Annotated in this window: 23 protein-coding genes; 13 read left to right on the top strand and 10 right to left on the bottom strand. The window is 62.6% G+C overall.

The annotated features are described in order from the left end of the window. Window positions 1-2: 2 nt before the first annotated feature. Window positions 3-584, bottom strand: coding sequence for a hypothetical protein (locus ACR30Z_RS22050; RefSeq protein ID WP_144652823.1), 582 nt, complete (start codon window positions 582-584; stop codon window positions 3-5). Between the two features lie 117 nt (window positions 585-701). On the opposite strand from ACR30Z_RS22050, the gene gcvH reads away from it, so the two are divergent. The 5 genes from gcvH to ACR30Z_RS22025 all read left to right on the top strand — a co-directional run bounded on the left by gcvH (window position 702) and on the right by ACR30Z_RS22025 (window position 3,771). Beyond that, complete coding sequence (gene gcvH / locus ACR30Z_RS22045; protein ID WP_144652822.1) at window positions 702-1,088, top strand: glycine cleavage system protein GcvH; 387 nt, start codon at window positions 702-704, stop codon at window positions 1,086-1,088. Window positions 1,089-1,225: 137 nt separating this feature from the next. Beyond that, the gene (locus ACR30Z_RS22040; RefSeq protein ID WP_144652821.1) at window positions 1,226-1,702 is read left to right on the top strand and encodes an FHA domain-containing protein; all 477 of its coding nucleotides are present in this window, start codon (window positions 1,226-1,228) and stop codon (window positions 1,700-1,702) included. 20 nt (window positions 1,703-1,722) lie between these two features. Beyond that, on the top strand, window positions 1,723-2,439 hold the full coding sequence (gene ftsR, locus ACR30Z_RS22035) for a transcriptional regulator FtsR (protein WP_434374622.1): 717 nt from the start codon (window positions 1,723-1,725) through the stop codon (window positions 2,437-2,439). Beyond that, the gene (locus tag ACR30Z_RS22030) at window positions 2,439-2,942 is read left to right on the top strand and encodes a bifunctional nuclease family protein (RefSeq protein ID WP_144652820.1); all 504 of its coding nucleotides are present in this window, start codon (window positions 2,439-2,441) and stop codon (window positions 2,940-2,942) included. The genes ftsR and ACR30Z_RS22030 overlap by 1 nt, the downstream gene beginning before the upstream one ends. Window positions 2,943-3,177: 235 nt before the next feature. Continuing rightward, on the top strand, window positions 3,178-3,771 hold the full coding sequence (locus tag ACR30Z_RS22025) for a MerR family transcriptional regulator (RefSeq protein ID WP_144652819.1): 594 nt from the start codon (window positions 3,178-3,180) through the stop codon (window positions 3,769-3,771). Window positions 3,772-3,857: 86 nt separating this feature from the next. Here the strand turns inward: ACR30Z_RS22025 and ACR30Z_RS22020 are convergent, their stop codons facing one another. Beyond that, window positions 3,858-4,667 (bottom strand): ParA family protein, encoded by an 810-nt coding sequence (locus ACR30Z_RS22020; protein ID WP_144652818.1) that lies wholly within the window; start codon window positions 4,665-4,667, stop codon window positions 3,858-3,860. 303 nt (window positions 4,668-4,970) lie between these two features. On the opposite strand from ACR30Z_RS22020, the gene ACR30Z_RS22015 reads away from it, so the two are divergent. Continuing rightward, window positions 4,971-8,366: a pyruvate carboxylase gene (locus ACR30Z_RS22015; protein WP_434374605.1), complete on the top strand. Its 3,396-nt coding sequence runs from the start codon at window positions 4,971-4,973 to the stop codon at window positions 8,364-8,366. A 97-nt stretch (window positions 8,367-8,463) separates the two neighbouring features. Here ACR30Z_RS22015 and ACR30Z_RS22010 read toward each other — a convergent pair whose 3' ends face one another. Then, window positions 8,464-10,275 carry an AMP-dependent synthetase/ligase gene (locus ACR30Z_RS22010; RefSeq protein WP_144652816.1) on the bottom strand — a complete coding sequence of 604 codons (1,812 nt, stop codon included), beginning with the start codon at window positions 10,273-10,275 and terminating at the stop codon, window positions 8,464-8,466. A 188-nt stretch (window positions 10,276-10,463) separates the two neighbouring features. On the opposite strand from ACR30Z_RS22010, the gene ACR30Z_RS22005 reads away from it, so the two are divergent. Next, window positions 10,464-11,522, top strand: a complete 1,059-nt coding sequence (locus ACR30Z_RS22005; RefSeq protein ID WP_434374604.1) for an ROK family protein — start codon at window positions 10,464-10,466, stop codon at window positions 11,520-11,522. Between the two features lie 30 nt (window positions 11,523-11,552). Here the strand turns inward: ACR30Z_RS22005 and ACR30Z_RS22000 are convergent, their stop codons facing one another. The 3 genes from ACR30Z_RS22000 to ACR30Z_RS21990 are packed head-to-tail and all read right to left on the bottom strand — an operon-like array spanning window position 11,553 to window position 13,685. After that, window positions 11,553-12,110 carry a hypothetical protein gene (locus ACR30Z_RS22000; RefSeq protein ID WP_144652814.1) on the bottom strand — a complete coding sequence of 186 codons (558 nt, stop codon included), beginning with the start codon at window positions 12,108-12,110 and terminating at the stop codon, window positions 11,553-11,555. Beyond that, window positions 12,097-12,900 (bottom strand): alpha/beta hydrolase, encoded by an 804-nt coding sequence (locus ACR30Z_RS21995; protein ID WP_434374603.1) that lies wholly within the window; start codon window positions 12,898-12,900, stop codon window positions 12,097-12,099. The genes ACR30Z_RS22000 and ACR30Z_RS21995 overlap by 14 nt, the downstream gene beginning before the upstream one ends. Beyond that, window positions 12,897-13,685: an alpha/beta hydrolase gene (locus ACR30Z_RS21990; protein ID WP_144652812.1), complete on the bottom strand. Its 789-nt coding sequence runs from the start codon at window positions 13,683-13,685 to the stop codon at window positions 12,897-12,899. Before ACR30Z_RS21990 ends, ACR30Z_RS21995 begins: the two co-directional genes overlap by 4 nt. 109 nt (window positions 13,686-13,794) lie before the next feature. On the opposite strand from ACR30Z_RS21990, the gene ACR30Z_RS21985 reads away from it, so the two are divergent. Together ACR30Z_RS21985 and ACR30Z_RS21980 are read left to right on the top strand one after the other, a co-directional pair. After that, entirely contained in the window at window positions 13,795-14,586 is a 792-nt protein-coding gene (locus ACR30Z_RS21985) for a lysophospholipid acyltransferase family protein (protein ID WP_434374621.1), read from the top strand. A gap of 66 nt (window positions 14,587-14,652) precedes the next feature. Then, window positions 14,653-16,056: a class II 3-deoxy-7-phosphoheptulonate synthase gene (locus ACR30Z_RS21980; RefSeq protein WP_434374602.1), complete on the top strand. Its 1,404-nt coding sequence runs from the start codon at window positions 14,653-14,655 to the stop codon at window positions 16,054-16,056. A 64-nt stretch (window positions 16,057-16,120) separates the two neighbouring features. On the opposite strand, the gene pknB is transcribed toward ACR30Z_RS21980, so the two are convergent. Beyond that, window positions 16,121-18,184 carry a Stk1 family PASTA domain-containing Ser/Thr kinase gene (pknB, locus tag ACR30Z_RS21975; protein WP_434374601.1) on the bottom strand — a complete coding sequence of 688 codons (2,064 nt, stop codon included), beginning with the start codon at window positions 18,182-18,184 and terminating at the stop codon, window positions 16,121-16,123. A 76-nt stretch (window positions 18,185-18,260) separates the two neighbouring features. Next, window positions 18,261-19,601: a LysM peptidoglycan-binding domain-containing protein gene (locus tag ACR30Z_RS21970; protein ID WP_434374600.1), complete on the bottom strand. Its 1,341-nt coding sequence runs from the start codon at window positions 19,599-19,601 to the stop codon at window positions 18,261-18,263. Between the two features lie 258 nt (window positions 19,602-19,859). Here ACR30Z_RS21970 and ACR30Z_RS21965 point away from each other — a divergent pair, with 258 nt between their 5' ends. Next, window positions 19,860-20,213, top strand: coding sequence for an Rv2175c family DNA-binding protein (locus ACR30Z_RS21965; RefSeq protein WP_144652808.1), 354 nt, complete (start codon window positions 19,860-19,862; stop codon window positions 20,211-20,213). Window positions 20,214-20,331: 118 nt separating this feature from the next. Here ACR30Z_RS21965 and ACR30Z_RS21960 read toward each other — a convergent pair whose 3' ends face one another. Next, the gene (locus ACR30Z_RS21960) at window positions 20,332-21,426 is read right to left on the bottom strand and encodes a polyprenyl synthetase family protein (RefSeq protein ID WP_434374599.1); all 1,095 of its coding nucleotides are present in this window, start codon (window positions 21,424-21,426) and stop codon (window positions 20,332-20,334) included. Between the two features lie 14 nt (window positions 21,427-21,440). Beyond that, the gene (locus ACR30Z_RS21955) at window positions 21,441-21,797 is read right to left on the bottom strand and encodes a hypothetical protein (RefSeq protein ID WP_434374598.1); all 357 of its coding nucleotides are present in this window, start codon (window positions 21,795-21,797) and stop codon (window positions 21,441-21,443) included. Between ACR30Z_RS21955 and ACR30Z_RS21950 the strand changes: the two genes are divergently transcribed. The 3 genes from ACR30Z_RS21950 to ACR30Z_RS21940 all read left to right on the top strand — a co-directional run bounded on the left by ACR30Z_RS21950 (window position 21,784) and on the right by ACR30Z_RS21940 (window position 23,945). Then, window positions 21,784-21,984, top strand: a complete 201-nt coding sequence (locus tag ACR30Z_RS21950; protein WP_434374597.1) for a hypothetical protein — start codon at window positions 21,784-21,786, stop codon at window positions 21,982-21,984. The genes ACR30Z_RS21955 and ACR30Z_RS21950 overlap by 14 nt on opposite strands. Window positions 21,985-22,076: 92 nt before the next feature. Then, complete coding sequence (gene dinB / locus ACR30Z_RS21945; protein ID WP_144652805.1) at window positions 22,077-23,339, top strand: DNA polymerase IV; 1,263 nt, start codon at window positions 22,077-22,079, stop codon at window positions 23,337-23,339. Between the two features lie 237 nt (window positions 23,340-23,576). Then, a complete protein-coding gene (locus ACR30Z_RS21940; protein WP_144652804.1) occupies window positions 23,577-23,945 on the top strand; it encodes a DUF3040 domain-containing protein in 369 nt (122 codons plus the stop codon). Window positions 23,946-24,051: the final 106 nt, after the last annotated feature.

The raw sequence follows: 24,051 nt of genomic DNA, 5'->3' as shown, positions 1-24,051 counted from the left end.
TATTAAACGTTCGGTGTGGGGTCCTGCCGTTCCGCCTCTGCGGTTTTCGCAGCCCTGATGCGTTCGTTTTCTGCTTGCCTCAGTACCTTCATTTGCTTGCCACGCCGCCGCCAGAGCGCCCAGAGTACGGTAACCGCAATGAAGACCACCACGGCAGCGATTGCTGAAACCGCCGTCCAGGTGGTGAAGAATCCTGCATCGACGCTGAGCGTGCGTTGCCCGGCGTGGGCTGATTCCGTGCTGCCGAAGACGATGCCGGCGGTGAGCAGGTTCGGAGTAGCGATGGCGACGGCTACCAGGAGTATGACGATCTTCCACGGCCATCCCACCGATTTGCGCGTGGCCTGCCACGCAACCAGGAGTGGAAGGAAAGTGAAGACGAAACCGTAGAACATGCCCACCAGGACGCTGGCGCCGAGATCCCGACGGATCTGGCCGGCGATGACATCGGACCACCAGCGGGGAAGTATGGCACCAAGAATGAAGTAGGCTGCTACGGCGACAAGCAATGCCACCAGGATCAGGATAATTTTGACGCCCCAATTGCGCTTTTTCTGAGCTGGTACTTGTGCTTGTTCAGTCATGGGTCAATCATTGCAGAGACCCCATCAGGCGCAGGGGAATTGTGCCTATACTTTCAGCGGTGGCCGACAGTGTGGGCCGCCGTCGAGGTTCGTAATTGTCCCGATGAAAGGCCACCCGTGAGCAATATTCCAGAAGAACTTTCGTACACCGCCGAACACGAATGGGTTACCGCTCCAGATGCCGATGGCGTAGTGCGGATTGGCATTACCGACTTTGCGCAGGACGCGTTGGGTGATGTGGTGTATGCCCAGATGCCCGAACCGGGGACGAAGGTCACCGGCAATGAGGTTGTGGGCGAGGTCGAGTCCACCAAGAGCGTCAGTGACATTTACGCCCCGGTGTCCGGCGAGGTCACCAATCGCAATGACGCCCTGGACACTGATCCTGCCCTGATCAACTCGGACCCGTACGGCGAAGGTTGGCTCATTGAGGTAAAGCTCGCAGAAGCAGATGCAGTGGATTCCCTGCTCAGTGCATCGGAGTACGAACAACAGGTAGGCTAAAGTTATCTGGCCCGCCAGTCTGGTTTTCCTTAGCGGGAAAGCGCGACGGCGGGCCAGCAACCGATTTGCCCGGCGGTACCGGGATGCGGAAGTGGCTGGCAGGTTTTGGAACTGCCGGCGGATGAGGAGGAAATTCCATGGTTGGCGGCGAACAGAATCAAGCCAATGTCGGGAACGGCGCGGAGGAACAGCCGACGTCGGAGACCACCTCGATCAGCATCACGCCAACGTGGGACGAGCCAAGCGTTGCACCCAAGTTGGCCCCTGAAGAGCGTGCATCCGTGGAAGCACTTCCGCCGAACTCGGCCTTGCTCATCGCCCATAGCGGGCCCAATGCCGGTGCCCGGTTCCTGCTGGATGCGGACACCACTACGGCTGGTCGGCACCCGGATGCGGACATCTTCCTCGACGACGTCACGGTTTCGCGGAAGCATGTCCAGTTCCTCCGGTCTGCGTCCGGCTTCGAACTGGTGGACATGGGGAGCCTTAACGGAACGTATGTAAACCATGACCGCGTTGACCGCGTGCAGCTGAAAAGCGGCAACGAGGTTCAGATCGGCAAGTTCCGGTTGACCTACTACCTGAGCCCTGTCCGCGCAGCAGGCCAAGTCTGACGGGGTAACTGCCTGTGGCTATTGCCCAGCCGGACCGGCGCGGACCGCAGGTCCTGAACATTGGTGAGGTCCTTGCCCAGCTGAGCGACGACTTCCCCGGGATGACTGCGTCCAAAATCCGCTTCCTTGAGGAGAAGGGGCTCATCACTCCGAAGAGGACCCCTGCCGGCTACAGGCAGTACGTGGACAGCGACGTTGAGCGGCTCCGTTTTGTCCTGGCGCTGCAGCGCGACCAGTACCTTCCCCTCAAGGTCATCAAGGACTACCTTGACGCCATTGACAGGGGAGAACGGCCCGACAATTTGCCCCCTGGTGTTTCCGTGTCGCCCAGGGTTGTTTCTGCCGAGATGGCTGCCGAAGTCCAGGGACGTGCTCGCGCACTGACGGAAGAGCAGTTGCGTGCCGAGTCGGGCGCCAGCGTGCCGTTGCTGGAGTCGCTCCTGAGTTTTGGGCTGATCAGCCATATCGGCGGTAAATTCGATGAACACGCGCTCCAGGTAGCCAGGGCCTGCGTTCAATTGGAGGGCCACGGCCTTGAACCTCGGCACCTTCGTCCCTTCCAAGCCGCAGCGGAACGGGAATTCGGTTTGGTGGAAAGGGCTGTTGCACCCCTGACATCGCGGCGTGACGCTGCGTCCCAGGCCAGGGCAGCCGAGGCTGCGCGGGAAATCAGCGACCTCTGCCTCACCCTCCACAGGGCTCTCGTTCACGACCGAATCTCGCGGATGGACAGCTGATGATCGAAGTCGAAATCGTCGGTGTCCGGATCGAATTGCCGTCCAACCAACCGCTGGTACTCCTTCGGGAAATCAACGGTGAACGGCACGTTCCCATCTGGATCGGAACTCCCGAGGCCAGCGCCATTGCCTTGGCCCAACAGGGTGTCGTCCCGCCCCGGCCGATGACGCACGACCTTTTGGTGGATGTTGTTGAATCGCTGGGCCACTCGATTATCAGCGTCAACATCGTGGCCGTCGAGGACAACATCTTCTACGGTCAGTTGCAGTTCGACGACGGCACAGTGGTCAGCTCGCGCGCTTCGGATGCGCTGGCGCTTGCACTGCGGGCCAAATGCCGTATTTGGTGCGCCGACGCCGTTATGGAAGAGGCCGGCGTCCGTATCACCGAGCACGATGAAGGCGAGGACTCCGAGCCGGACCCCACCGTGGACGAAGAACGCGAAATGCGACGCTTCCGGGAGTTCCTGGATGACGTTGAGCCGGAAGACTTCGAAGGCTGAGCTGGCCTAAGCTTAAAGTTGAGGGTGAAACTTTCGACACGACCGGATTTTGATGCGAAGGTCTTTGACCTCGGAGCCTCACGGGCCTAACGTCGAAGATATCAAGTTCCCGTTGCATACACTGCCTGCGCAAGTCACACTGGAAGGTGCGGACTTGCGGGAATTACACTGCTGCATTTCGTCGTTGTATCAGGGTATGCACCGTCCCCAAGGGAACTGAGAACAAGGAGGTCACGTGAGTCCGAAAGGCGAAGCAGGCGAGCTGAAGCAGTCCTCTGCCAGCATGGCTGCGCCCGCATCCGGCGCCCAAGGTCTACTCTTCACAGAGGACCTTCCTGTGCTGGACGAGGACGCGGGCTACCGCGGTCCTACTGCATGCAAGGCCGCAGGTATCACGTACCGCCAACTCGACTATTGGGCACGAACCGGCTTGGTGGAGCCCGCAGTGCGCGGTGCTGCCGGCTCCGGTTCCCAGCGACTCTATGGATTCCGCGACATCCTGGTCCTCAAGGTGGTCAAGCGCCTTCTCGATACCGGGGTATCCCTCCAGCAGATTCGCACCGCCGTTGAGCACCTCCGCGAGCGGGGCGTCGAAGACCTTGCCCAGATCACGCTCATGAGCGATGGCGCCAGCGTCTACGAATGTACCTCCGCAGACGAAGTCATCGACCTCGTGCAAGGTGGACAGGGCGTTTTCGGCATCGCTGTTGGGCGCGTATGGCGGGAAGTTGAGGGAAGCCTTGCCGCGCTTCCGAGCGAGCACGCCGCGGAGCAGTCCTTTCCGGACGACGAATTGAGCAAACGCCGTGTAGCGCGTCGCATCGGCTAAACACCATCCACGGAACTTCAGATCATTCAAAGAAAGCCTCTTCCCCGCGGGGAAGAGGCTTTCTTTGTGCGTCGGTGAAGGTGTGATCAGCGCTGGCGGCGATCCCGGAATGCAGGCTGGCCTTCCAGGAGGCTCTGGAGCAGGGCATCGAAAAGTTTGGCGGAGTTCTTGGCGGAATCGCCAGGCCAGTGGTGCACCGAATGGGCTGCGCCTTGGATCTGTTGCCAATTGGCCTGTTCCGGAATGTGAGGGGTCAGCAGCAGTTCCCCGAACATTGATTCCATCTCGGCCAGGCGGAACGTGTGCTCCGCTGATCCAGTGCGGACCCGGTTGGCAACGATGCCGGCCGGGGCCAGATGGGGAGCAAACTCCTGCCGGAACAGCTGAATGGCGCGCATGGTCCGCTCAGTGCCTGCGACTGAGAAGAGTCCGGGCTCGGCGACAAGTACTACACGGTCGCTGGCGCTCCATGCCATCCGGGTCAACCCGTTCAAGGACGGTGGGCAGTCGACGAGCACCAGGTCATAGCTGGTGGTACCGGCCAGCACGGCGGACAGCCTGCGGAGGTCGCGCTTGCCAAGGTCGGGGCGGTCATAGATTCCCGTGAAGGCCGAACCCACTGCGACATCCAAAGTTCCATCACTGGAACCGTTGGAGACCCAGCTGCTGCCGGCCACGTTTTCCTGGAGCTTGGCCTTGCGAGGGCTTTTCAGCATGCGGCCGATGTCCAGTTGCCCGCCAGGCTGAACGCCGAGGGCCGTAGTGGCGTCGGCATGGGGATCGAGGTCCACCACCAAAGTAGGAATGCCGGCTGCGAGGGCTGCGGACGCCAGACCCGTGGTCACGGACGTCTTTCCCACTCCACCTTTGAGGCTGCTGATGCTGACTACTTGCACTTGAAAACCCAAAACCTAACGCCGGTTGCCGTATCGCGCTGATTCGGCTCCGGAAGCGCCGGAGCCGGGGCTTGCCGAAGCCCCCTCAACATCATATGGTGCATCGCCGTCGATTCCCGCTTTCTACGCGCCCGGCCGAGGGAGAGAAGGGTCGGCATTAGCATGCTGGCGGATCGCGCGCACGCATATACAGCCCACATGACGATTCCTTTGTGATGGTTGCCACAAAGATTTGTGTTTGATGCTGGCGGCACTACACACTGTGACCACCGACCGATCCACCCGCAATGATGCAGGAGAAGTATGTTTTCGAAAATTCTGGTGGCCAATCGCGGCGAAATCGCGATCAGGGCGTTTCGCGCTGGTTATGAACTGGGCGCCAAGACCGTAGCCGTCTTTCCGCACGAGGACCGTAACTCGATCCACCGGCAGAAGGCCGACGAAGCCTACCTGATCGGCGAGGTGGGCCACCCCGTCCGCGCCTACCTGGACGTCGAGGAGGTTGTCCGCGTTGCCAAAGAAGCCGGCGCAGACGCCATTTACCCCGGCTATGGCTTCCTCTCCGAGAACCCGGATCTTGCCCGTGCCGCCAAGGCCGCGGGAATCACTTTCGTGGGTCCCCCCGCCGAGGTCCTTGAGCTCGCAGGCAACAAGGTTGCCGCCCTGGAAGCTGCCCGCAAGGCAGGTGTGCCCGTCCTGAAGTCGAGTAAGCCGTCCAAGGATCTTGACGAACTTATTGCAGCAGCCGACGATATTGGCTTCCCCATCTTCGCCAAGGCTGTTGCCGGCGGTGGCGGCCGTGGCATGCGTCGCGTCGAGACGCGCGAAGCCCTCCCCGAAGCACTGCAGTCGGCCATGCGCGAGGCCGACGCGGCCTTTGGCGACCCCACGATGTTCCTTGAGCAGGCTGTACTGCGTCCGCGCCACATCGAGGTCCAGATCCTGGCCGATGCCGAGGGCAATGTCATGCACCTCTTCGAGCGGGACTGTTCGTTGCAGCGCCGCCACCAAAAAGTTGTTGAAATCGCTCCGGCGCCCAACCTGGACGAGAACATCCGCCAGGCCCTCTACCGTGATGCCGTCGCATTCGCGAAGGCCCTGAACTACGTCAATGCCGGAACGGTCGAGTTCCTGGTCGACACCGAGGGTGAGCGCGCAGGTCAGCACGTCTTCATTGAAATGAACCCGCGCATCCAGGTGGAGCATACTGTCACCGAGGAAATCACCGACGTCGACCTCGTGCAGGCACAGATGCGGATTGCCTCCGGCGAGACGCTGGCGGACCTCGGATTGAGCCAGGATTCGGTCTCCATCAAGGGCGCTGCACTGCAGTGCCGCATCACTACCGAAGACCCGGCCAACGGTTTCCGCCCGGACGTCGGAAAGATCACGGGTTACCGTTCCGCCGGTGGTGCCGGTGTGCGGCTCGACGGCGGTACGGTCTACTCGGGTGCCGAGATCAGCCCGCACTTCGACTCCATGCTGGTGAAACTGACGTGCCGCGGCCGCGACTACCCGGCCGCCGTGGCACGTGCACGACGAGGCTTGGCTGAGTTCCGCATCCGTGGCGTGTCCACCAACATCCCCTTCCTGCAGGCCGTTCTCGCCGACCCGGACTTCAACGCCGGCAACGTGGCCACGGACTTCATCGACAAGCGCCCGGAGCTGCTCAAGTCGCACATCTCGGCAGACCGCGGCACCAAGTTGCTCACCTGGCTGGCGGAGGTCACCGTGAACAAGCCGAACGGCGAGCTCCCTGTCCACTTGGACCCCGCAAGCAAGCTGCCTGCCGTCGAGGGGCCCGTTCCAGCTTCGGGTTCGCGCCAGAAGCTGATCGAACTCGGTCCTGAGGGGTTTGCGAAGGCGCTTCGGGAGCAGCAGGCCGTGGCCGTCACGGATACGACGTTCCGCGACGCGCACCAGTCGCTCCTGGCCACCCGTGTCCGTACCCGTGACCTCGTTGCGGCAGGCCCGGCCGTCACAGCCCTCATGCCGGAACTTCTTTCGGTTGAAGCATGGGGTGGGGCAACCTACGACGTCGCCTTGCGCTTCCTCGGCGAAGACCCGTGGGACCGTTTGGCAGCCCTGCGCCAGGCACTGCCCAACACCTGCCTCCAGATGCTCCTCCGCGGACGCAACACGGTGGGTTACACGCCGTACCCGGAAGAAGTGACGGAGGCCTTCGTCAATGAGGCCGCAGCCACGGGCATCGACATCTTCAGGATTTTTGACGCCCTCAATGACGTGAACCAGATGGCCCCGGCCATCCGTGCCGTGCGTGCAACGGGCACAGCCGTTGCCGAGGTGGCCCTGTGCTACACCGGCAACCTGCTTGACCCGAACGAGGACCTGTACACCCTCGACTACTACCTGGAGCTTGCCCAGAAGATCGTCGATGCCGGTGCACACATCCTTGCGATCAAGGACATGGCCGGGCTGTTGCGTCCGGCCGCTGCTGCCAAGCTCGTCACAGCTTTGCGTGAGCGTTTTGACCTCCCCGTGCACCTTCACACGCACGACACCGCCGGTGGCCAGCTGGCCACAATCCTGGCGGCTGTCGACGCGGGCGTGGATGCCGTTGATGTCGCCTCGGCGTCTTTGGCGGGCACCACCAGCCAGCCGGCCGCCTCTGCCCTTGTGGCAGCGTTGGCCAACACGCCCCGCGATACGGGCCTCAGCCTGGCCCATGTCGGTGCGATGGAGCCTTACTGGGAAGCTGTTCGCCGAGTGTACGCGCCCTTCGAGTCCGGCCTGCCCGGTCCCACAGGGCGGGTCTACCAGCATGAAATCCCGGGCGGTCAGCTGTCCAACCTTCGCCAGCAGGCGATCGCGCTGGGCTTGGGCGAGCAGTTCGAAGCCATCGAGGACATGTACACGGCGGCCGACCGCATCCTCGGCCGTCTGGTCAAGGTGACCCCGTCCTCCAAGGTGGTGGGCGATCTCGCCCTGCACCTGGTGGGGCTCAACGCTGACCCCGCCGACTTCAACGAGAACCCTCAGAACTACGACATCCCGGACTCCGTCATCGGGTTCCTCTCCGGTGAACTCGGTGATCCTCCCGGAGGCTGGCCTGAGCCGTTCCGCACCAAGGCCCTCCAGGGCCGCAGCGTCAAGGTGCGCGACGTCGACATCAGCGCCGAAGACAGTGCTGCGCTCAAGGGCGACTCCAAGACCCGTCAGCACACGCTGAACCGCTTGCTGTTCGCGGGTCCCACCAAGGACTACCTGAAGAGCGTGGACACTTACGGCAACATCTCGGTGCTTGATACCCGTGACTACCTCTATGGTTTCCAGCAAGGTGCGGAACACGTGATCGAGCTGGAGAAGGGTGTCCGCCTCATTGCCCAGCTGGAGGCCGTGTCCGAGGCCGACGAGAAGGGCATGCGTACGGTGATGTGTACGCTCAACGGCCAGTCCCGTCCCGTGGTGGTGCGCGACCGCTCGGTGGTCAGCAACGTCAAGGCAGCAGAGAAGGCAGACCCGGCTCAGCCCGGTCAGGTCGCAGCCCCGTTCGCGGGCGCCGTCACCGTGACGGTCAAGGCCGGCGATGTGGTCAACGTAGGCGACACCGTTGCCACCATTGAGGCGATGAAGATGGAAGCATCCATCACGACGCCGGTGGCAGGCACGGTCTCGCGGCTCGCCATCTCATCGGTAGAGCAGGTCCAAGGCGGCGATTTGCTGTTGGTGATCGGCTAGCCGTCCAGGAACCAAAAGTGCCCCGTCCGGTTTCCGGACGGGGCACTTTTCTGTTCAGCCTTGAATGACCCGTCTTTCCTGGGTCTTTTGTTAGGGTCTAGGACGCGCGGGGTGCCGAGTACATTTCCTCGATCACGGCATCGAAGTCCTTCATGACTTGGGCGCGCTTGACCTTGAGGGACGGCGTGAGGTGGCCGGAAGCCTCCGTGAAGTCGGCTGGCACAATTCGGAAAGACTTGATGGCCTCGGCTTGCGACACAGACTGGTTGGCCTTGCTGATGAGCTCCTGGACCGCGGCCTTCACCACTGGATGGGCGGTGGCCTCGGCCAACGTGGTGCTTGACGGGAGTCCGTGGCGATCCAACCACCCGGGCAGTGCTTCTTCGTCCAATGTGACGAGTGCGCCGATGAAGGGTCGGTTGTCACCGACCACCAGGACCTGGGAAACAAGGGCGTCGGCGCGGATCTGGTCCTCCAGCAGCGCCGGAACCACGTTCTTTCCGCCTGCAGTGACGATGATTTCCTTCTTGCGACCGGTGATCTTCAGGAAGCCGTTGCTGTCCAGCTCGCCAATATCACCGGTGCGGAACCAGCCATCGGTGAACGTTTCTTCCATGAGGTCGTCCCGCTTGTAGTAGCCGCGCATGACGCAGACACCCTTGGCGAGGATTTCGCCGTCGTCGGCAATCTTGACGGAGTTGCCTGGCAAGGGCGCTCCCACCGTGCCGATACGAATCATTGACGGGGTGTTGACGGAAATCGGTGCCGTGGTTTCGGTCAGGCCGTAGCCCTCCAGGATCTGGAGCCCGATGCCCTGGAAAAAGTGGCCGAGCCGTTCACCCAGGGGGCCACCGCCGGAGACTGCGTGCGCGACGTGGCCGCCCATGGCGGCCCGGAGCTTCCCGTAGACCAACTTGTCGAAGACGGCGTGCTTGATTTTCAGCCCAAGGCCCAGGGAACCTGACTGGCGGGCCTTGGAATAGGCGATCGCAGTGTCCACGGCCCGGTGGAAGATGGCTCCCTTGCCTCCGTCCTCTGCCTTGGTCAACGCCGAGTTGTAGACCTTCTCGAATACTCGGGGTACGGCAAGGATGAACGTCGGCTGGAAGCTCTGGAGGTCGGCCAGGAGGTTCTTGATATCCGGGGTATGGGCTACCTTGACGCCGCCGGCCACTGCAAGCACGGAGATAAATCGTGCGAACACGTGGGCCAGCGGGAGGAACATGATGGTCTTTGCGGACTCGTTGATGATCTCCGGCAAGGAAGCGCGGGCATTCTCCGAGAGTTCCACGAAGTTGCCGTGGGTCAGTTCACAGCCCTTCGGCCTGCCCGTGGTGCCGGAGGTGTAAATGATCGTGGCGACGTCGGCCAGGCCTGCCGAGGAACGGCGGGACTCGAGTTCGTCGTCGGGGACCCCGGCGCCTGCGGCGCGCAAGGCATCCAGTCCGGATCCCTCAAGCTGCCACACGTTTGCCACTGAACTGATGTCCTCGGCGGCAACGGCCTGGCGAATCACATCCTCGTGGTGCGCAGCTTCGCCAAAGGCTGCCACTGCTCCGGAGTCACCCAGGTTCCATGCCACCTGCGACGGCGAAGATGTTTCGTAGATCGGAACGGAGACGGCTCCTGCGAACCAGATGGCGAAGTCCACCAAGGACCATTCGTACCTGGTTCGGGACATGATTCCAACCCGATCGCCTTGGCCCACTCCGCTGGCGATGAGGCCCTTGGCCAGGGCGCGCACATCGGCGAGGAAGTCTTTGGCACGGATGTCCTGCCACTGTCCACTGCCGTCCAACTTGGCAAAGAGTGCAGGGTTGGATGCCTTTTCCGCTTCTCGGATCACGAGGTCCGTGATGTTGGTTTCCGGGGCGATGTTCACGAGGGGAGGAACACTGATTTCACGCACGGTAGCTCCTTTGATATCCACGGGCCACGAGAGGGCTGCTTTCACTCTAGTATGCCCGCTCGCGGAGGTGTGTTCTATTTCACCTACTGGCGAGTAACTTTACGGATGTGCCGTCATTTCAAGCAACTTGGGGGCCATCCGGGGCTCGGTTGCCCGCTGGCGGCAACCGCGCGGAATAGGATGGTGGGATGCCCGCACCAAGGTCCAGTTTCCGCGCCCGACTCAGGCCGCCGGCCACAGCGTGGAAGGACGTGCCCTGGGCGGCCCGCCGTAGCCACCTTGGCCGACGAGGCTTGGCGATCGGCATCGACATCGGCGGGACGAAGGTGGCTGCCGGCGTGGTGGACGCTGAGGGTCGCGTCCTCGCCGAGGCCCGCAGGTCCACGCCCGGTGCAGACCCCCGGGCGGTGGAGCAGACCATCGTGGAACTGGTGGATGAGCTGAGCGCGGACCATCGAATTGCATCTGTCGGGATCGGCGCGGCGGGATGGATGGACCTTGACGGCGGCACGGTTCTGTTCAGCCCGCATCTTGCCTGGCGCAACGAGCCTCTGAGGGAGAGCCTCCAGAAGCTGCTGAGGCGTCCCGTCCTCCTGACGAACGACGCCGACGCCGCCGCCTGGGCCGAGTGGCGCTTCGGCGCAGGCCAAGGTGAGAGCCGCCTTGTCTGCATCACCCTGGGCACCGGAATTGGTGGTGCCATGGTGATGGACGGAAGGGTGGAACGCGGACGCTACGGCGTGGCCGGAGAATTCGGGCACCAGATCATCTTCCCAGGGGGGCACCGCTGCGAGTGCGGCAACCGTGGCTGCTGGGAACAGTACGCCTCAGGCAACGCCTTGGGGCGCGAAGCCCGGCAGCTTGTGCGAACCAACTCTCCGGATGGCATGGCTCTCTTGGAGAAGGCCGGTGGGACTGCGGACAGCATCACCGGGGCCGCCGTGACGGCGTTGGCGCTCGATGGCGATGCGACGTCGAGGGAACTCCTGGCGGATCAAGGAGAATGGCTTGGCCTTGGCCTGGCCAATCTGGCCGCCGCCCTGGACCCTGGGATGTTCGTTATTGGCGGGGGCCTGTGCGATGCCGGTGAGCTGCTGGCAGGGCCGGCACGCGATTCGTTCGCCAAGAACCTGACGGGCCGTGGTTTCCGTCCCATGGCCAGGATCGAACTTGCGGCGCTGGGACCCCGGGCCGGAATGATCGGTGCCGCCGACCTTTCGCGGGTCAGCGGCAGGGCCCACAGCTAAGCCGCGCTGCCTGAAAGCCGACGTCGGCAGCTAGATGCGGGCGCCGTCGTCGTCCTCATTCTTTTCCTGCGGAAGCCGCATGATGAGGTAGACCACGGACGCCACGAAGGCGGCAACGATCCCCAGGATCGCCGCGAGCGGCGCCGACCGCCAGAACATAGCAGTGAAGAGCAGCGCGATGGGTCCGCCCACGGCTCCAACCCATGCCAGCATGATCAGTGGTTCAGTTCCCACAAGGCTCGGAGGGTCCTCAGGGACGAACGCATCTTCAGCATCGTCGACTTCGAAATCCCGGGGGCCCAGCGGGCGGCCCCTGGCTTCGGATACAGCCGGGACAGCTGCCGCGTCATCCGCTGGCTCCGCGGCAGGGGTGGACAAGCCCAGAGGGTCGAAGTCCCTGAATGTCTTGCCGGATTCCCGGGGTGCATTCGGGGCTTTTGGGGCATCGGGCCCGGCAGGATCGGATGCCGGGACGTCCCCTGCCGTGGATGACTCCGTTGCTTCCAGTCGGGCCACCAGATCCTGCCATACGGCGTCGTCGTCCTTGTTGGCGCTTTGATCGGCGGAATTGGGGTCAGGCCTGTTCATGGGCTGTGTCCTTTTCGGGGGAGGGCCCGTGTTCGGCCAGGGCCGCTACGGTCTTGTGGATGAAGTCGGCCGTGCCGGCGAAAATTTCCGGTGCGTCGTTGTCGAGGGTGGCAACATGGCGGCTGTTGTGAAGGTAGTTGATGTCCACAGATGCCTGCACGCGGGAACGGAGAAATTCGAGGCTGGCGTTCGATATGACGTTGTCGACGGTGGATTTGTAGACCAGGACAGGAGAGCTGATGCGGGGGAGGAGGCTGGCCGTGTCCTTATACATCTTCTTCAGCTGGTGTGCCGCCGCAACAGGTGTCCGTGCGTAGGCACCCTCGTCCTGATCCGGTTTGAGAATGTCGTTGGCAATGGCGGGAGTTGTCTTCACTACATACTTGAGCGCGGCAACGATGACGGCGCGGGGGTCATCGAGCACCAGTCCGGGGTTGACCACCACCGTTCCTGCCACGGGGCGGGTGGCTGCAATCCGCAACGCCAAGGTGCCTCCCATGGACAAGCCGGCCGCGAAGACGTAGTCGCATTCATTGGCAAGCTCAAGATAGGCGTCATCCACAGCACGGTGCCACTCCCGCCACGAGCGTGTCGCCATGTCCTGCCAGGTGGTGCCGTGGCCGGGCAGCAGCGGCAGCCGAACGGCGCACCCGGCCGCTGCCAGGTGTTCAGCCCACGGCCTGACGCTGTGCGGGCTTCCGGTGAACCCGTGGGACATGACCACACCGACGCGCGGTCCAGTTCCGCTCCAGCTGCTGAGGAACGGCGAGAAATCCGGAAGCATTTTCATGATGATTCTGAGGCTACTCTGTCGCCGGCGTGCTGACGGAAAAACGCAGCTGATTCTTCGAAGATGGTGGGGCCGTCAACATCAAGGGTGGCCACATGGCCGCTGTGTGGAAGGGTGACAACCTTCAAGCGGGACGAAGCAAGGTGCCTGCTGATGGTGGCCACTGAGCTGGGCGGGATGACACCGTCCACCGCTGACTTGAAGACCAAGGCCGGGGCCTGCACCCTGGGCAACCCACGCGTAGCCGCCCGGAAGAGCTTTTTGAGCTCATGCACCGACTTCAGCGGTGTTTTGGAGTAGTCGCCGGTCTCATCGGTGAGCGGGGCAGGGTTGTCTTCCACTATGGGAGTGGTGGTCGGCATGACGTATTTCAGGGCGCCCACGTACTTCACCCTGCGGTCGTAGAAACTCAGGCCCGGGTTGACCAAGACCAGCCCGGGCACATCGTGGAGTGACGCCACCCGGAGTGCCACGGCCCCGCCCATGGACAGTCCGGCCACGAAGCAGGTCTCAGTCTGCTCGGCAAGGTCCAGGTAGCTCTGTTCAAAGGTCCGGTACCAGTCCTGCCAGCGGGTGGTTGAGAGGTCCTGCCAGCTGGTGCCATGGCCGGGGAGCAGGGGAACAGAAACGGCGAAGCCCTGCCCTGCCAAGTACTCGGCCCAGGGGAGTATGCTGAGCGGACTTCCCGTGAACCCGTGGCAGATGGCCACGCCGATGGAGGCGTTGGGGCCATGCCCTGCGTGGTGGAAGGCCAGCGGCGCGGCTTGTGAGTGTCGATCCGTCATGCGTCCCATCGTGTCACTGTTCCGGAGATTTCTCACTGGAGTAGGGTTGCTGTTGAATGCCCGCCGGGTTGGCGGAGGCATGCCAGCCGTCGGCCGTGAGAGGACAAACGTGTTCTATTGGGTCATGAAGCGGATCTTTCTAGGTCCCATCCTCAAGCTCCTGTTCCGGCCTTGGGTCAAGGGCCTGGACAACGTCCCGGAAAGCGGTGCAGCCATCCTGGCGTCCAACCACCTGTCGTTCTCGGACTCCATCTTCCTTCCGCTCATGGTCCACCGGCCGGTGATTTTCCTTGCCAAATCCGAGTACTTCACCGGAAAGGGATTCAAGGGGCGGCTTACGGCGCTGTTTTTCCGTCTGAGCAACCAGCTGCCCATGGACCGTTCCGGTGGCGCGGCCTCGGAGATGTCGCTGCAGGCGGGCAAGGACGTCCTGACGTCCGGGGGCCTGCTGGGAATCTACCCCGAAGGTACCCGCAGCCCGGATGCCAGGCTTTACCGCGGCAAGGTGGGCGTCGCCAGGCTGGCCCTGCAGACGCGTGTCCCGGTGGTTCCGGTAGCCATGATTGGAACTGAGAAGGTTCAACCCATCGGCAAGAGGCTTCCAAGCATTCGCCGCATTGGCATCATTTTTGGGCAACCATTGGACTTCAGCCGCTATTACGGCATGGAGGACGACCGCCTGATCCAGAGGGCGGTCACCGACGAAATCATGTACGAACTGATGCGCCTGTCCGGCCAGGAATACGTGGATGAGTATGCGGCCGTGGTCAAGGCCCAGTTGGCCGGTAAAGGCCCCGAGCCGGTCCATAAGCTCGAGGTTGCAGAAGACGCCGCGGTGGACATTGCAGAGGACAGGGACGAACCCCGCGAGGACGGGACCGGATCACCGGAGAAACTGTGACGCGGGCGGCAGCATCAGTTACGGCTGCAGTCCCGCAACCTTGCCGGAGGCTACTACTCTTGAAGGGTGACTGAGCTAACCGCGAACACCGCAACCCCCATAGCAGATCCCCTCGCCAGCACCGCCCAGAGCGGAGCAGCGAACTATCCCGGGCTCGACGCCTGGCGGGACCTGCCGATTTCCCAGCAGCCCACGTGGTCCAACGCCGATGTCTTCAAGGCTTCCGTCAAGGAACTTTCCGTGGTGCCGCCGTTGGTGTTCGCCGGGGAAGTGGATGTCCTTCGTGAGCGCCTCGCGGCTGCCGCCCAAGGCAAAGCCTTCCTTCTGCAGGGTGGCGATTGCGCAGAAACCTTCGAGGCCGCCACCGCTGACAAGATCAGCGCGCGAGTTAAGACGATCCTGCAAATGGCCGTGGTACTCACGTACGGCGCCGCGATGCCCGTCATCAAGATGGGGCGCATGGCCGGCCAATTCGCCAAGCCGCGTTCGTCCAATGACGAAACCCGTGATGGCGTGACCCTTCCCGCCTACCGCGGCGACATCGTCAACGGCTACGACTTCACTCCGGAGTCCCGGGCACACGACGCTGGCCGGATGCTGCAGGCCTACCACACCTCCGCTTCCACGCTGAACCTCATCCGGGCCTTCACCCAGGGTGGTTTTGCCGACCTTCGCCTGGTCCACCAGTGGAACAAGGGCTTTACGGAGAACCCGGCACACGCCCGCTACGAGTCGTTGGCACGTGACATCGACCGCGCCATCAGCTTCATGGACTCCTGTGGCGCGGACTTCGAGGCACTCAAGCGCGTTGAGTTCTTTGCCAGCCATGAGGCCCTGCTGCTTGATTACGAGCGCGCCCTGACCCGCATCGATTCCCGGACGGGCTTGCCCTACGACACGTCCGCGCACTTCCTGTGGATCGGTGAGCGGACCCGTGAACTCGACCACGCCCACGTGGACTTCCTGTCCCGCGTCCGGAACCCCATCGGCGTCAAGCTCGGCCCCACCACCAGCGGGGATGACGCACTGCGCCTGATCGACAAACTGGATCCCAACCGGGAACCGGGTCGTCTCACCTTCATCACCCGCATGGGTGCCAAGAACATCCGCGAAAAGCTGCCGACCGTCGTCGAACGTGTCACTGCCTCCGGCGCCCAAGTGCTGTGGGTAACTGACCCAATGCATGGCAACACGGTGACCTCGCCCAACGGCTACAAGACCCGAAACTTCGATGACGTCATCGATGAAGTCCGCGGCTTCTTCGAAGTGCACCACTCCTTGGGCACTGTTCCCGGTGGCCTGCATGTCGAAATGACGGGCGACGACGTCGCAGAGTGCCTGGGTGGCGCTGATCCGATCGACCAGGACGCTTTCCTGGACCGCTACGAATCAGTCTGCGATCCCCGCCTCAACCACATGCAGTCGCTGGAGATGGCATTCCTGGTAGCAGGAGCCCTGTCCAAGCGCTAATGGCTGACAACAAAAGGCGCGGTCCGGATGAATCCGGACCGCGCCTTTTGTTGTTCCGTGTCTGCTAGACCACGGTCAAGGTGATGAGGGAGCCTTCCGGGACGTCGGTGTTCACCGGGTTCTGGTCCCGAACCGTTCCGAAGAAGCCGCCGAGAATTTCGTTGACTTTGACCTCAAAGCCCAGATCTTCCAGTTGCTTGCGGGCATCCTTTGCCTGCTTGCCGACGAAACTGGGGACCTTGACCATCTTGGGGCCCTTCGAGACTGTCAGTGTCACCGCTTCGCCCCTGATGAGCGTGCCATTCGCTGGGGCCTGGGACACGATGGCGCCCTTGGGTACCGTCTTGTCGTTCACGGTCTCCGGAGCGATGACGGCCTTCAGGCCGACGTCCTGCAGCGCCTTGGCGGCTGCGTCCTGTGCCAAGCCGCGCACATCGGGAACAGGTATCGGTTGAGGGCCCCTGGAGACCACCAGGGCCACAGGGGTGCCGTGCCTTACCTCGGTGCCCTTGGCTGGGTCCTGCGAGATGACGACGCCGGCAGGCACTTTCTCGTCGAATGCTTCCGTGACGTTGCCGAGGGCCATCTCCGCTGCGTTGAGAGCGGTCTTGGCCTCGGCCAGCGTGCCACCGGTCAACGTGGGCAAAGCGAACAGCTGTGCCCCCTTGGAAACGAAGAGGGTGATCGGCTGAAACTTCCGCACCTGGGCCCCGGACTCCGGCTCCGTCCCGACAGCAAGCCCGGCCAGGATATCGTCGTCGAAGACATCCCGCGGCTCGGACTGGAATCCGGCGGTGCGGAGCAGCTGCTGCGCCTCCGCGACGGTCTTGTTCTTGACATCGGGCACCGTCCCCGGCGAACCCGGCCCCATGCCGAAGAACCACCCCGCAGAACCTGCGAGCAGTGCCAGGATGACGATCACGATGGTCCAGATGACGCCCCGGCGACCGGGATTGCCTTCCCGGAGCGGGCGAACAGGTGTGGCAGCCGCCCGGGCCCTGTCCTTGGCCTGTTGCCGCTCGAGCCTTTTCAGCTCACGCTTGCCTGGCTGGCGCAAGTCTTGGTCCATGTCCGCACCGGCCATGGAGCCCTTGGCCAGCGAACGGGAGGGACCATTCGCGGCCATGATGGTGGTGGGGTTGCTTTGGGGGGAAATGAATTCCGTGGGTGACACTGTGGTGGGCAGAGCTTCAGTGGGGTTACCGGCCGTGCTGCCCAACGTTGTTGTTGCAGCAGGGGGGAACGGCAGGGGAGCCGGCCCCTGCCGGTGATCCAACTGCTCGTCAGTCAGCGTCGTCCGAATGTGGCGGAGTTCGGTCAGAAGAGCTGTCCCATCCACCGGCCTGTTCTCGGCGTCGGCCGCCGTGCACCATTGCACCAGCTCGTCGAGGTCTTCGGCCAAGCCGGGAGCGGCGTCCGAAGGGCGTCCCACCACTGCATTGACGTGCTGGTACGCCACTTGGATGGGAGTTTCACCCGCGTAGGGCTGCTTCCCGGTCAACATTTCGTAGAGCATGATGCCCGCCGAATAGATATCGCTGCGCGCGTCCGCCGCTTGGCCGAGGACCAACTCAGGGGCCAAGTAAGCAACGGTACCAATCAGGGCGCCGGTGCTGGTATTTGCTGAGACAGCCCGGGCCAGTCCGAAGTCACCCACCTTGATGCGACCGTCGTCGGCAATAAGGACGTTCTCGGGTTTGATGTCGCGGTGAATCAGGCCGGAGCCGTGGGCGGCGGCCAAACCCTCAATGACGGGATCGATCAGTGCCAGCGCGAGTCGGGGCGGCAACGCGCCTTGTTCGGTCAGGACGTCACGAAGAGTATGTCCCTTGACGTACTCCATGACCAAGTAGGCAATGTGTCCATCTTCGCCCTGGTCCAGCACACCGACGATATGGGGGTGAGAGAGGCTTGCGGCAGCCTTTGCCTCGCGGCTGAGCCGTTCCAGAAAGGTGGGATCGTTGGCCAGGTGCGGGTGCAGGACTTTGAGGGCCACGTCGCGCTCGAGGCGCTGGTCCGTGGCCAGGTATACGGTGGACATTCCACCCCTCGCGAGGCGTGAACGGACCATATAGCGCCCGTCCACAATGGTTCCGATGAGGTGGTCCTGCGTTGGCTCTTGCACCATACGATCCTAAACGAGGCAGGGAAGGGGCCCGAATCCACGCGGGATGCGGGCCCCTTCCGAGGTGCTGCAAAAAGGCTTAGCCAAAGGTGCGCTGGCGGGCCTTGATCGATTCGACGTAACGCTTCGTGTCGTCGTACATGCCGTACTTGCTGACCGAGTACTGGCCTTGGTAGTAGCCGGCGATCGCGGTGTCCAGATCCTTGCTGGTGGCGATCAAGGCACGGATGATGGCGACGCCCGCAGTGGCATTGTCATAAGGATCCAGCAGGTTGAGCTTTCGACCCACCAAATCCGAGGCCCACTGGCCTGACGAGGGAATGACCTGCATGGTGCCGATGGCGTTGGCCGGCGAGACAGCACGCTGGTCAAAACCGGATTCCTGCTCGGCGAAGGCCAGCGCCAGCGAGGGGCTGACGCCCATGCGACGGGCAGTATCGGCCACGATGCTCTTCATTTCGGCCCGGCTCGGAACCGGGGACGCGTTCAGCAGAGCCTTGTTTTCATTGGCTGAGCTGACAACGGCGGCCGGGTAGGTGAAGCCAAGGAACGTGCTGGGCACCAGCGGCTTGGTGTCACCGGCCGGCTGCAGGCTCGCGCCGGGGATGGTCAGCTTCTGGCCCGGGTAGATGACGGTGGTTGCTGTCACCTTGTTCGCCGACATCAGGGCGGCCAGGGAAACGCCGTGGCGGGAGGCGATGGAGCTGAGGGTGTCACCGGCTTTGATGCTGTACGAACCGGTGCTGGCCAGGGGAGCTGGTGCAGGTGCGGGGGCAGGCGTCGAAGTTGCCGGCGCTGACGGTGCGGATCCGCCACTGACCTTGATCTTTTGGCCAGGATAAATGATGGAGCTTCCGTTGAGGCCGTTCCAGCTGAAGACGCTGGACAGAGGGACCCCATGCTTTGCGGCGATGGCTCCCAGCGTGTCACCGGACACCACCGTGTAGACAGTCGCGTTGCTGGGCGCAGCGGGAGCTGCGGGAGCCGACGGCTGGGCCGGGGCGGGCGTCGCCGTACCGGTGAGCTTGATGGTCTGTCCCGGATAGATCAACGTGGTGGCCGTGAGCTTGTTGAGCTGAAGGACTGCCGAAGTGTCCAAGTTGAATCGACGCGCGATTGCGCTGATGGTGTCGCCGCGAACAATTGTGTAGGTGTCCGGCGCTGACGGAGCCATGGGGCGAAGGGCGGCCGGAAGAGTGGTTGCAACCGACTGGGCGGGGATAACAGTACCGGCGTTGACTGCCTGAGCCTGCATGGCGGCTGCAAGTGTGGCCGGAATCTTGCGGGGCTGGGGCGCAGGCGCGGCCATGGTCGGTTGGGCCAGGGCAAGCGAGGACAAAACCACAGCGGGAAGCGCAGCCGTGGTCGCCGCGATGACCGGCATGCTCATGGTTCGTTTCGGCGGGCGGGGCGTCGTCATGAAAGTGTCCTCATCTCGAACAGCGGGGAGTGATTGTTAGCGCTGTTGTCAGTGTTACCAATGTTACTGATGTTATCAATGGTGCAAGTGTGATCAGTGTGAATCTCTCACACTTAATGAATCGGCACAAGAATTCCGGCGGTAGGGGATTATTGGCACCAAATTCTGGGAATGAAATGGTGCCCTGGCAGCGGTCGTCAACTACCGGCGTCGGACTCCGGCTAGGCGCCGGGTGGGGCGGCGTGGCAACCTTGTTCCGTGAGTAATGTAGAAAGCCTTGTTTCCGACTGGCTGCCGCTGCCGGATGTTGCCGAACTGTTGGAAGTTTCCATCACCAAAGTCCACGGACTTCTGGACGAGCGTGCGCTGGTCGCCATCAGGCAGGGAGAGCGGAATATCCGCTCCATCCCTGCCCTCTTTATCCAGGATGGGCACGTCGTGGACAGCCTAAAGGGAACCGTTGCGGTTCTCAGCGACGCCGGTTATACCGACGAAGAACTGATTATCTGGCTTTTCACTCCTGACGATTCATTGCGAGGGCGCCCCATCGATGCCCTGCGCGAGGGGCGAAAGACGGAAATCAGGCGTCGCGCCCAGTCCCTGGCCTGGTAACAGCGCCTCCTCAAAGCGGGAGGCCGGACAAAAAACGCAGACGACGACGGTTCTCACCGTCGTCGTCTTCGTCAGGTCATGTTCCATCCGGGCCCGCGCCCATAATGCGTCGTCTGGATCAGGAGGCGCGGCTCACGGCAGCTTCCGCCAATTGGCGCAGGGCCATCAAGGGCACTTCCTGCAGGGGCAGCCGTTCCAAGGCTTCGAACGCCTTGTTGCTTAGATCCGCAATGAGAGATTCCGTGGCGTCCAAAGCCCCGCACTGAACAATGATGCTGCGGATACTGGCCACGTCGTCGGGCCCCAGGTCGGGATTGCCCAGCATACGGTCGACGTAATCCGCCTCGGCTGCAACCGCTTGGTTGATGGCAAAGCCCACAAGGACAGTGCGTTTGCCTTCACGGAGATCGTCACCGGCTGGCTTGCCGGTGGTTTCGGGATCGCCGAAGACACCCAGGACATCGTCCCGCAGCTGGAATGCCTCGCCAAGGGGCAACGAGAACTCCGAGTAGGCCTCCAGCAGGTCCGCCGGTGCACCTGCCAGCGCCCCGCCCAAAGCCAGCGGGTGCTCCATGGAATATTTCGCGGATTTATACCGGATGATCGACTTTGCGCGGTCCACCGATCCAGCCCGGTCACGAACCGGTCCTGCGACTTCTTCAAGGATGTCGAGATATTGGCCGGCCATTACCTCGGCCCGCATCACGTTGAAGATACGGCGCGCGGTACTTCCGGAGGCTGCCCTCGGGCCGATCTCGGTAAAGGATTCCTCGCTGAAGGACAGGCACAGGTCTCCGGTCAAGATCGCCGCCGCGTCTCCGAACCGTCCACTGTCCAGCGCCCACCCATTCAGCTCATGGAGCTGGCTGAACCGTTTGTGTACGCTGGGACCGCCGCGACGGGTATCGGAGCGGTCAATGATGTCGTCGTGGATCAGGGCAGCTGCCTGGAAGAGCTCGAGCGCGCAGCCCGCCGTGACAATGTCTTCGTCGTCAGCGACGCCACCAGCTCCACGCCAACCCCAGTAGCACATCAGCGCCCGCAGGCGTTTGCCGCCCGTGACCAGGTTCGAAATGGAACCGATGAGCGGCTCGACGTCAGGAGAAACTGTGGCCATCATGTCGCGTTGATCTGCCAGGAAGCCACCCAGCTTGCCGGACACGCCGTCGATGAACAGCATCTGCTCGGATGCTATTCGGGATGTCGCAGTCACGTGGGAAGAGGCCGTCACTTGACGGACCCGGCCGCCACGTTGGCACCAATGGTGAACGTGGAGACGCCCTCCTTCTGCCGGATGGACACATTGACTGTTTCGCCGTCGCCACGAATGAAGTCAAGCGAGGTGACATTGCCCACCGCTTCCGGCCCGGGGACAAGTTTGAAGCCCTGCGCCTCGAGTGATGTCTTGTAGTAGTCCACCACCCCTTCCGGCGGGGCTTTAACTGTCCCAACGAGCGCAACTGTGGCCAGGGAAGCGTCCTTATCAAAGCTGCTCGAACGGACCGACGTCTTAGGCATGACGGGAATGAGCTGCTCCGGGAAGCCGGGAACGAGCGCGTTGACCGTGGCCGTGGCGTTGGGCACTGGTGCCGTCTCCGTGCTGCCCGTCGTTTCCGGTGTGGGGGTGGCACTGGAAGGTGCCGGCGATGTAGTGGACGACTGCGAGGAAGCACCCGTAGGGGACGGCGCAGCCGAACCACTTGGCGACGGCGTGCATGCCGAGGCCGCCACCGCGACAGTTGCTGCGAGCAGGGCAAACCCTCGCGCTTGAGGAGTTCCAAAGAGCTTCACAGGGGACCCTTCCTGGGGCTGAGTCGAATGGTGCCTCCAGTTTAGTCAGTGGTCGGGCATAGTATTGCCGTTGTGAGGCAGGAACCGTTCGGTGGCGCCCCAGGTGCCGGCCATCAGCCCGCCCGCAGCGCTGGAGACGCCCTGCGGGAACTGAGGCGAACCAGCATACTTCATGTGGATATGGACGCTTTCTTTGTCTCCGTGGAACTCCGCAGCCGTCCAGAACTTCGAGGAAAGCCCGTAATCGTAGGGTTCCCGGCGGAACGGTCAGTAGTGCTATCCGCTTCGTATGAGGCTCGCGCCACCGGAGTGAAGTCCGCCATGCCGATGTCGATCGCCATGAGGCGGTGCCCCGCCGCCGTCATCATCAACCCTCGACACACCGTGTACTACGAGGTCTCGGCCCAGCTGATGGAAATTTTCGCGTCCATTACGGATTTGGTGGAACCGCTCAGCGTGGACGAAGCCTTCCTGGACGTAGGTGGAGCAATTCGCAGGCTGGGTTCACCGTTGGACATCGGTCACCTCATTCGCCGGAGGGTCCAGTCGGAACTTGGCATTACGGCATCCGTGGGAATCGCCGGCACCAAGTTTGTGGCCAAGATCGCCTCCACGCGATGCAAGCCCGACGGCATCCTCCAGATCGATGCCGCGGACACCATCCCGTATCTGCATAGCCTGCCGGTCAACGCGCTCTGGGGTGTCGGAGGGAAAACGGGCGAGGTGCTGGCGCGGTTGGGTATCCGCACCGTGGCTGACGTGGCAGCTACTCCGTTGGCGTCCTTGAAGAAGGTCCTGGGTGCAAGCGGAGAACACGTTCACCGGTTGTCCATGGGAATCGATCCCCGGCCCGTGACCCCCACCAGGCTGGAGAAGAGTATTGGTGCGGAGGAAACGTTCTCTGTGGATACTGCGGATAATGCGCTGCTGCACCGGGAGTTGTTGCGGTTGTCCCACCGAACTGCTGCCCGCTTGAGGAGTTCCGGCATGCTGGCCAGGACCGTGGCTCTCAAACTGCGGTACTCCGACTTCTCCACGGTGACCCGGAGCCGAACCGTCCATGCCCCGGTGGACAGCGCACAGTTGATTTACCAGGTGGCCGTGCAGCTCCTCGATTCCCTGGGAACACGATCCATGAGCGTCCGATTGGTGGGGGTGCGGGCCGAACAGCTGGAACCCGCGGGCCAAACGTCCATGCAACTGAGCCTGGATCGTCGGGACGACAATTGGCGGGCGGCTGAGCAAGCCTTGGATCGCGTATCAGAACGGTTTGGCTCCAAAACCCTGCTTCCGGCGCGACTTTTGGAGCCCGGTAAGCCCTCGAACGGCAAATAGCACCTGCGGGTGGCCCGGCCGGGCTCCGGTGCGTCTTTCAGATCGGCCTCGGACAAACTATTCTATTTATTACAGAGATTTAGATCGTCTGGACAAACTGTTTCCTGAACAGTCGGCCCTGAGATGCCCACTGAACCCAGAGGGAATTTTGGGAACGATTTTCTTGGTCCGATCGTTTTGGTAACAGACGCACAGGACGCGTTTTGTCCAGACGCTGGCTGACTAAAGGAGGTCGCGATGCCCCTCTCGGAGCATGAACAGAAGCTGCTTGAGCAACTTGAGAAGCAACTTCATGAGGACGATCCGAAGTTTGCCAACACCATGGGTTCGGATCCCATCCGCAGCTGGTCCACCCGGCACGTCATAATCGGCGTACTAGGCGCGATTGCCGGCATACTCCTCCTGCTTGTTGGCGTGTCCATGCAGGCGATACCTGTTGGCGTCCTGGGGTTTGTTGTCATGGGCGCAGGCGTGTATTTCGCCACACTGCGGGGCGCGGCGTTCGGCAAGGCAAACAAGGGAAAGCCCGGTAAGGCCAAGTCGAAGAGTTCCTTCATGAGCAGCTTGGAAGAGCGCTGGGACGAACGGCGCCGCGACGACAATTGACGGACCACGAAGGTTTCGTAGCGCACAACGGACGAGCATCCTGAATCGGTCACGCTCCTGAAGCTCTTCAGGGGATAACGAAAGACCCGCCTTGCGGGTCTTTTCG

Source organism: Paenarthrobacter sp. FR1 (assembly GCF_051106045.1).
GTDB lineage: Bacteria > Actinomycetota > Actinomycetes > Actinomycetales > Micrococcaceae > Arthrobacter > Arthrobacter nitroguajacolicus_A.
Note: the sequence above shows the minus strand (reverse complement) of the source record. Positions and strands in the feature narration are given on the sequence as shown.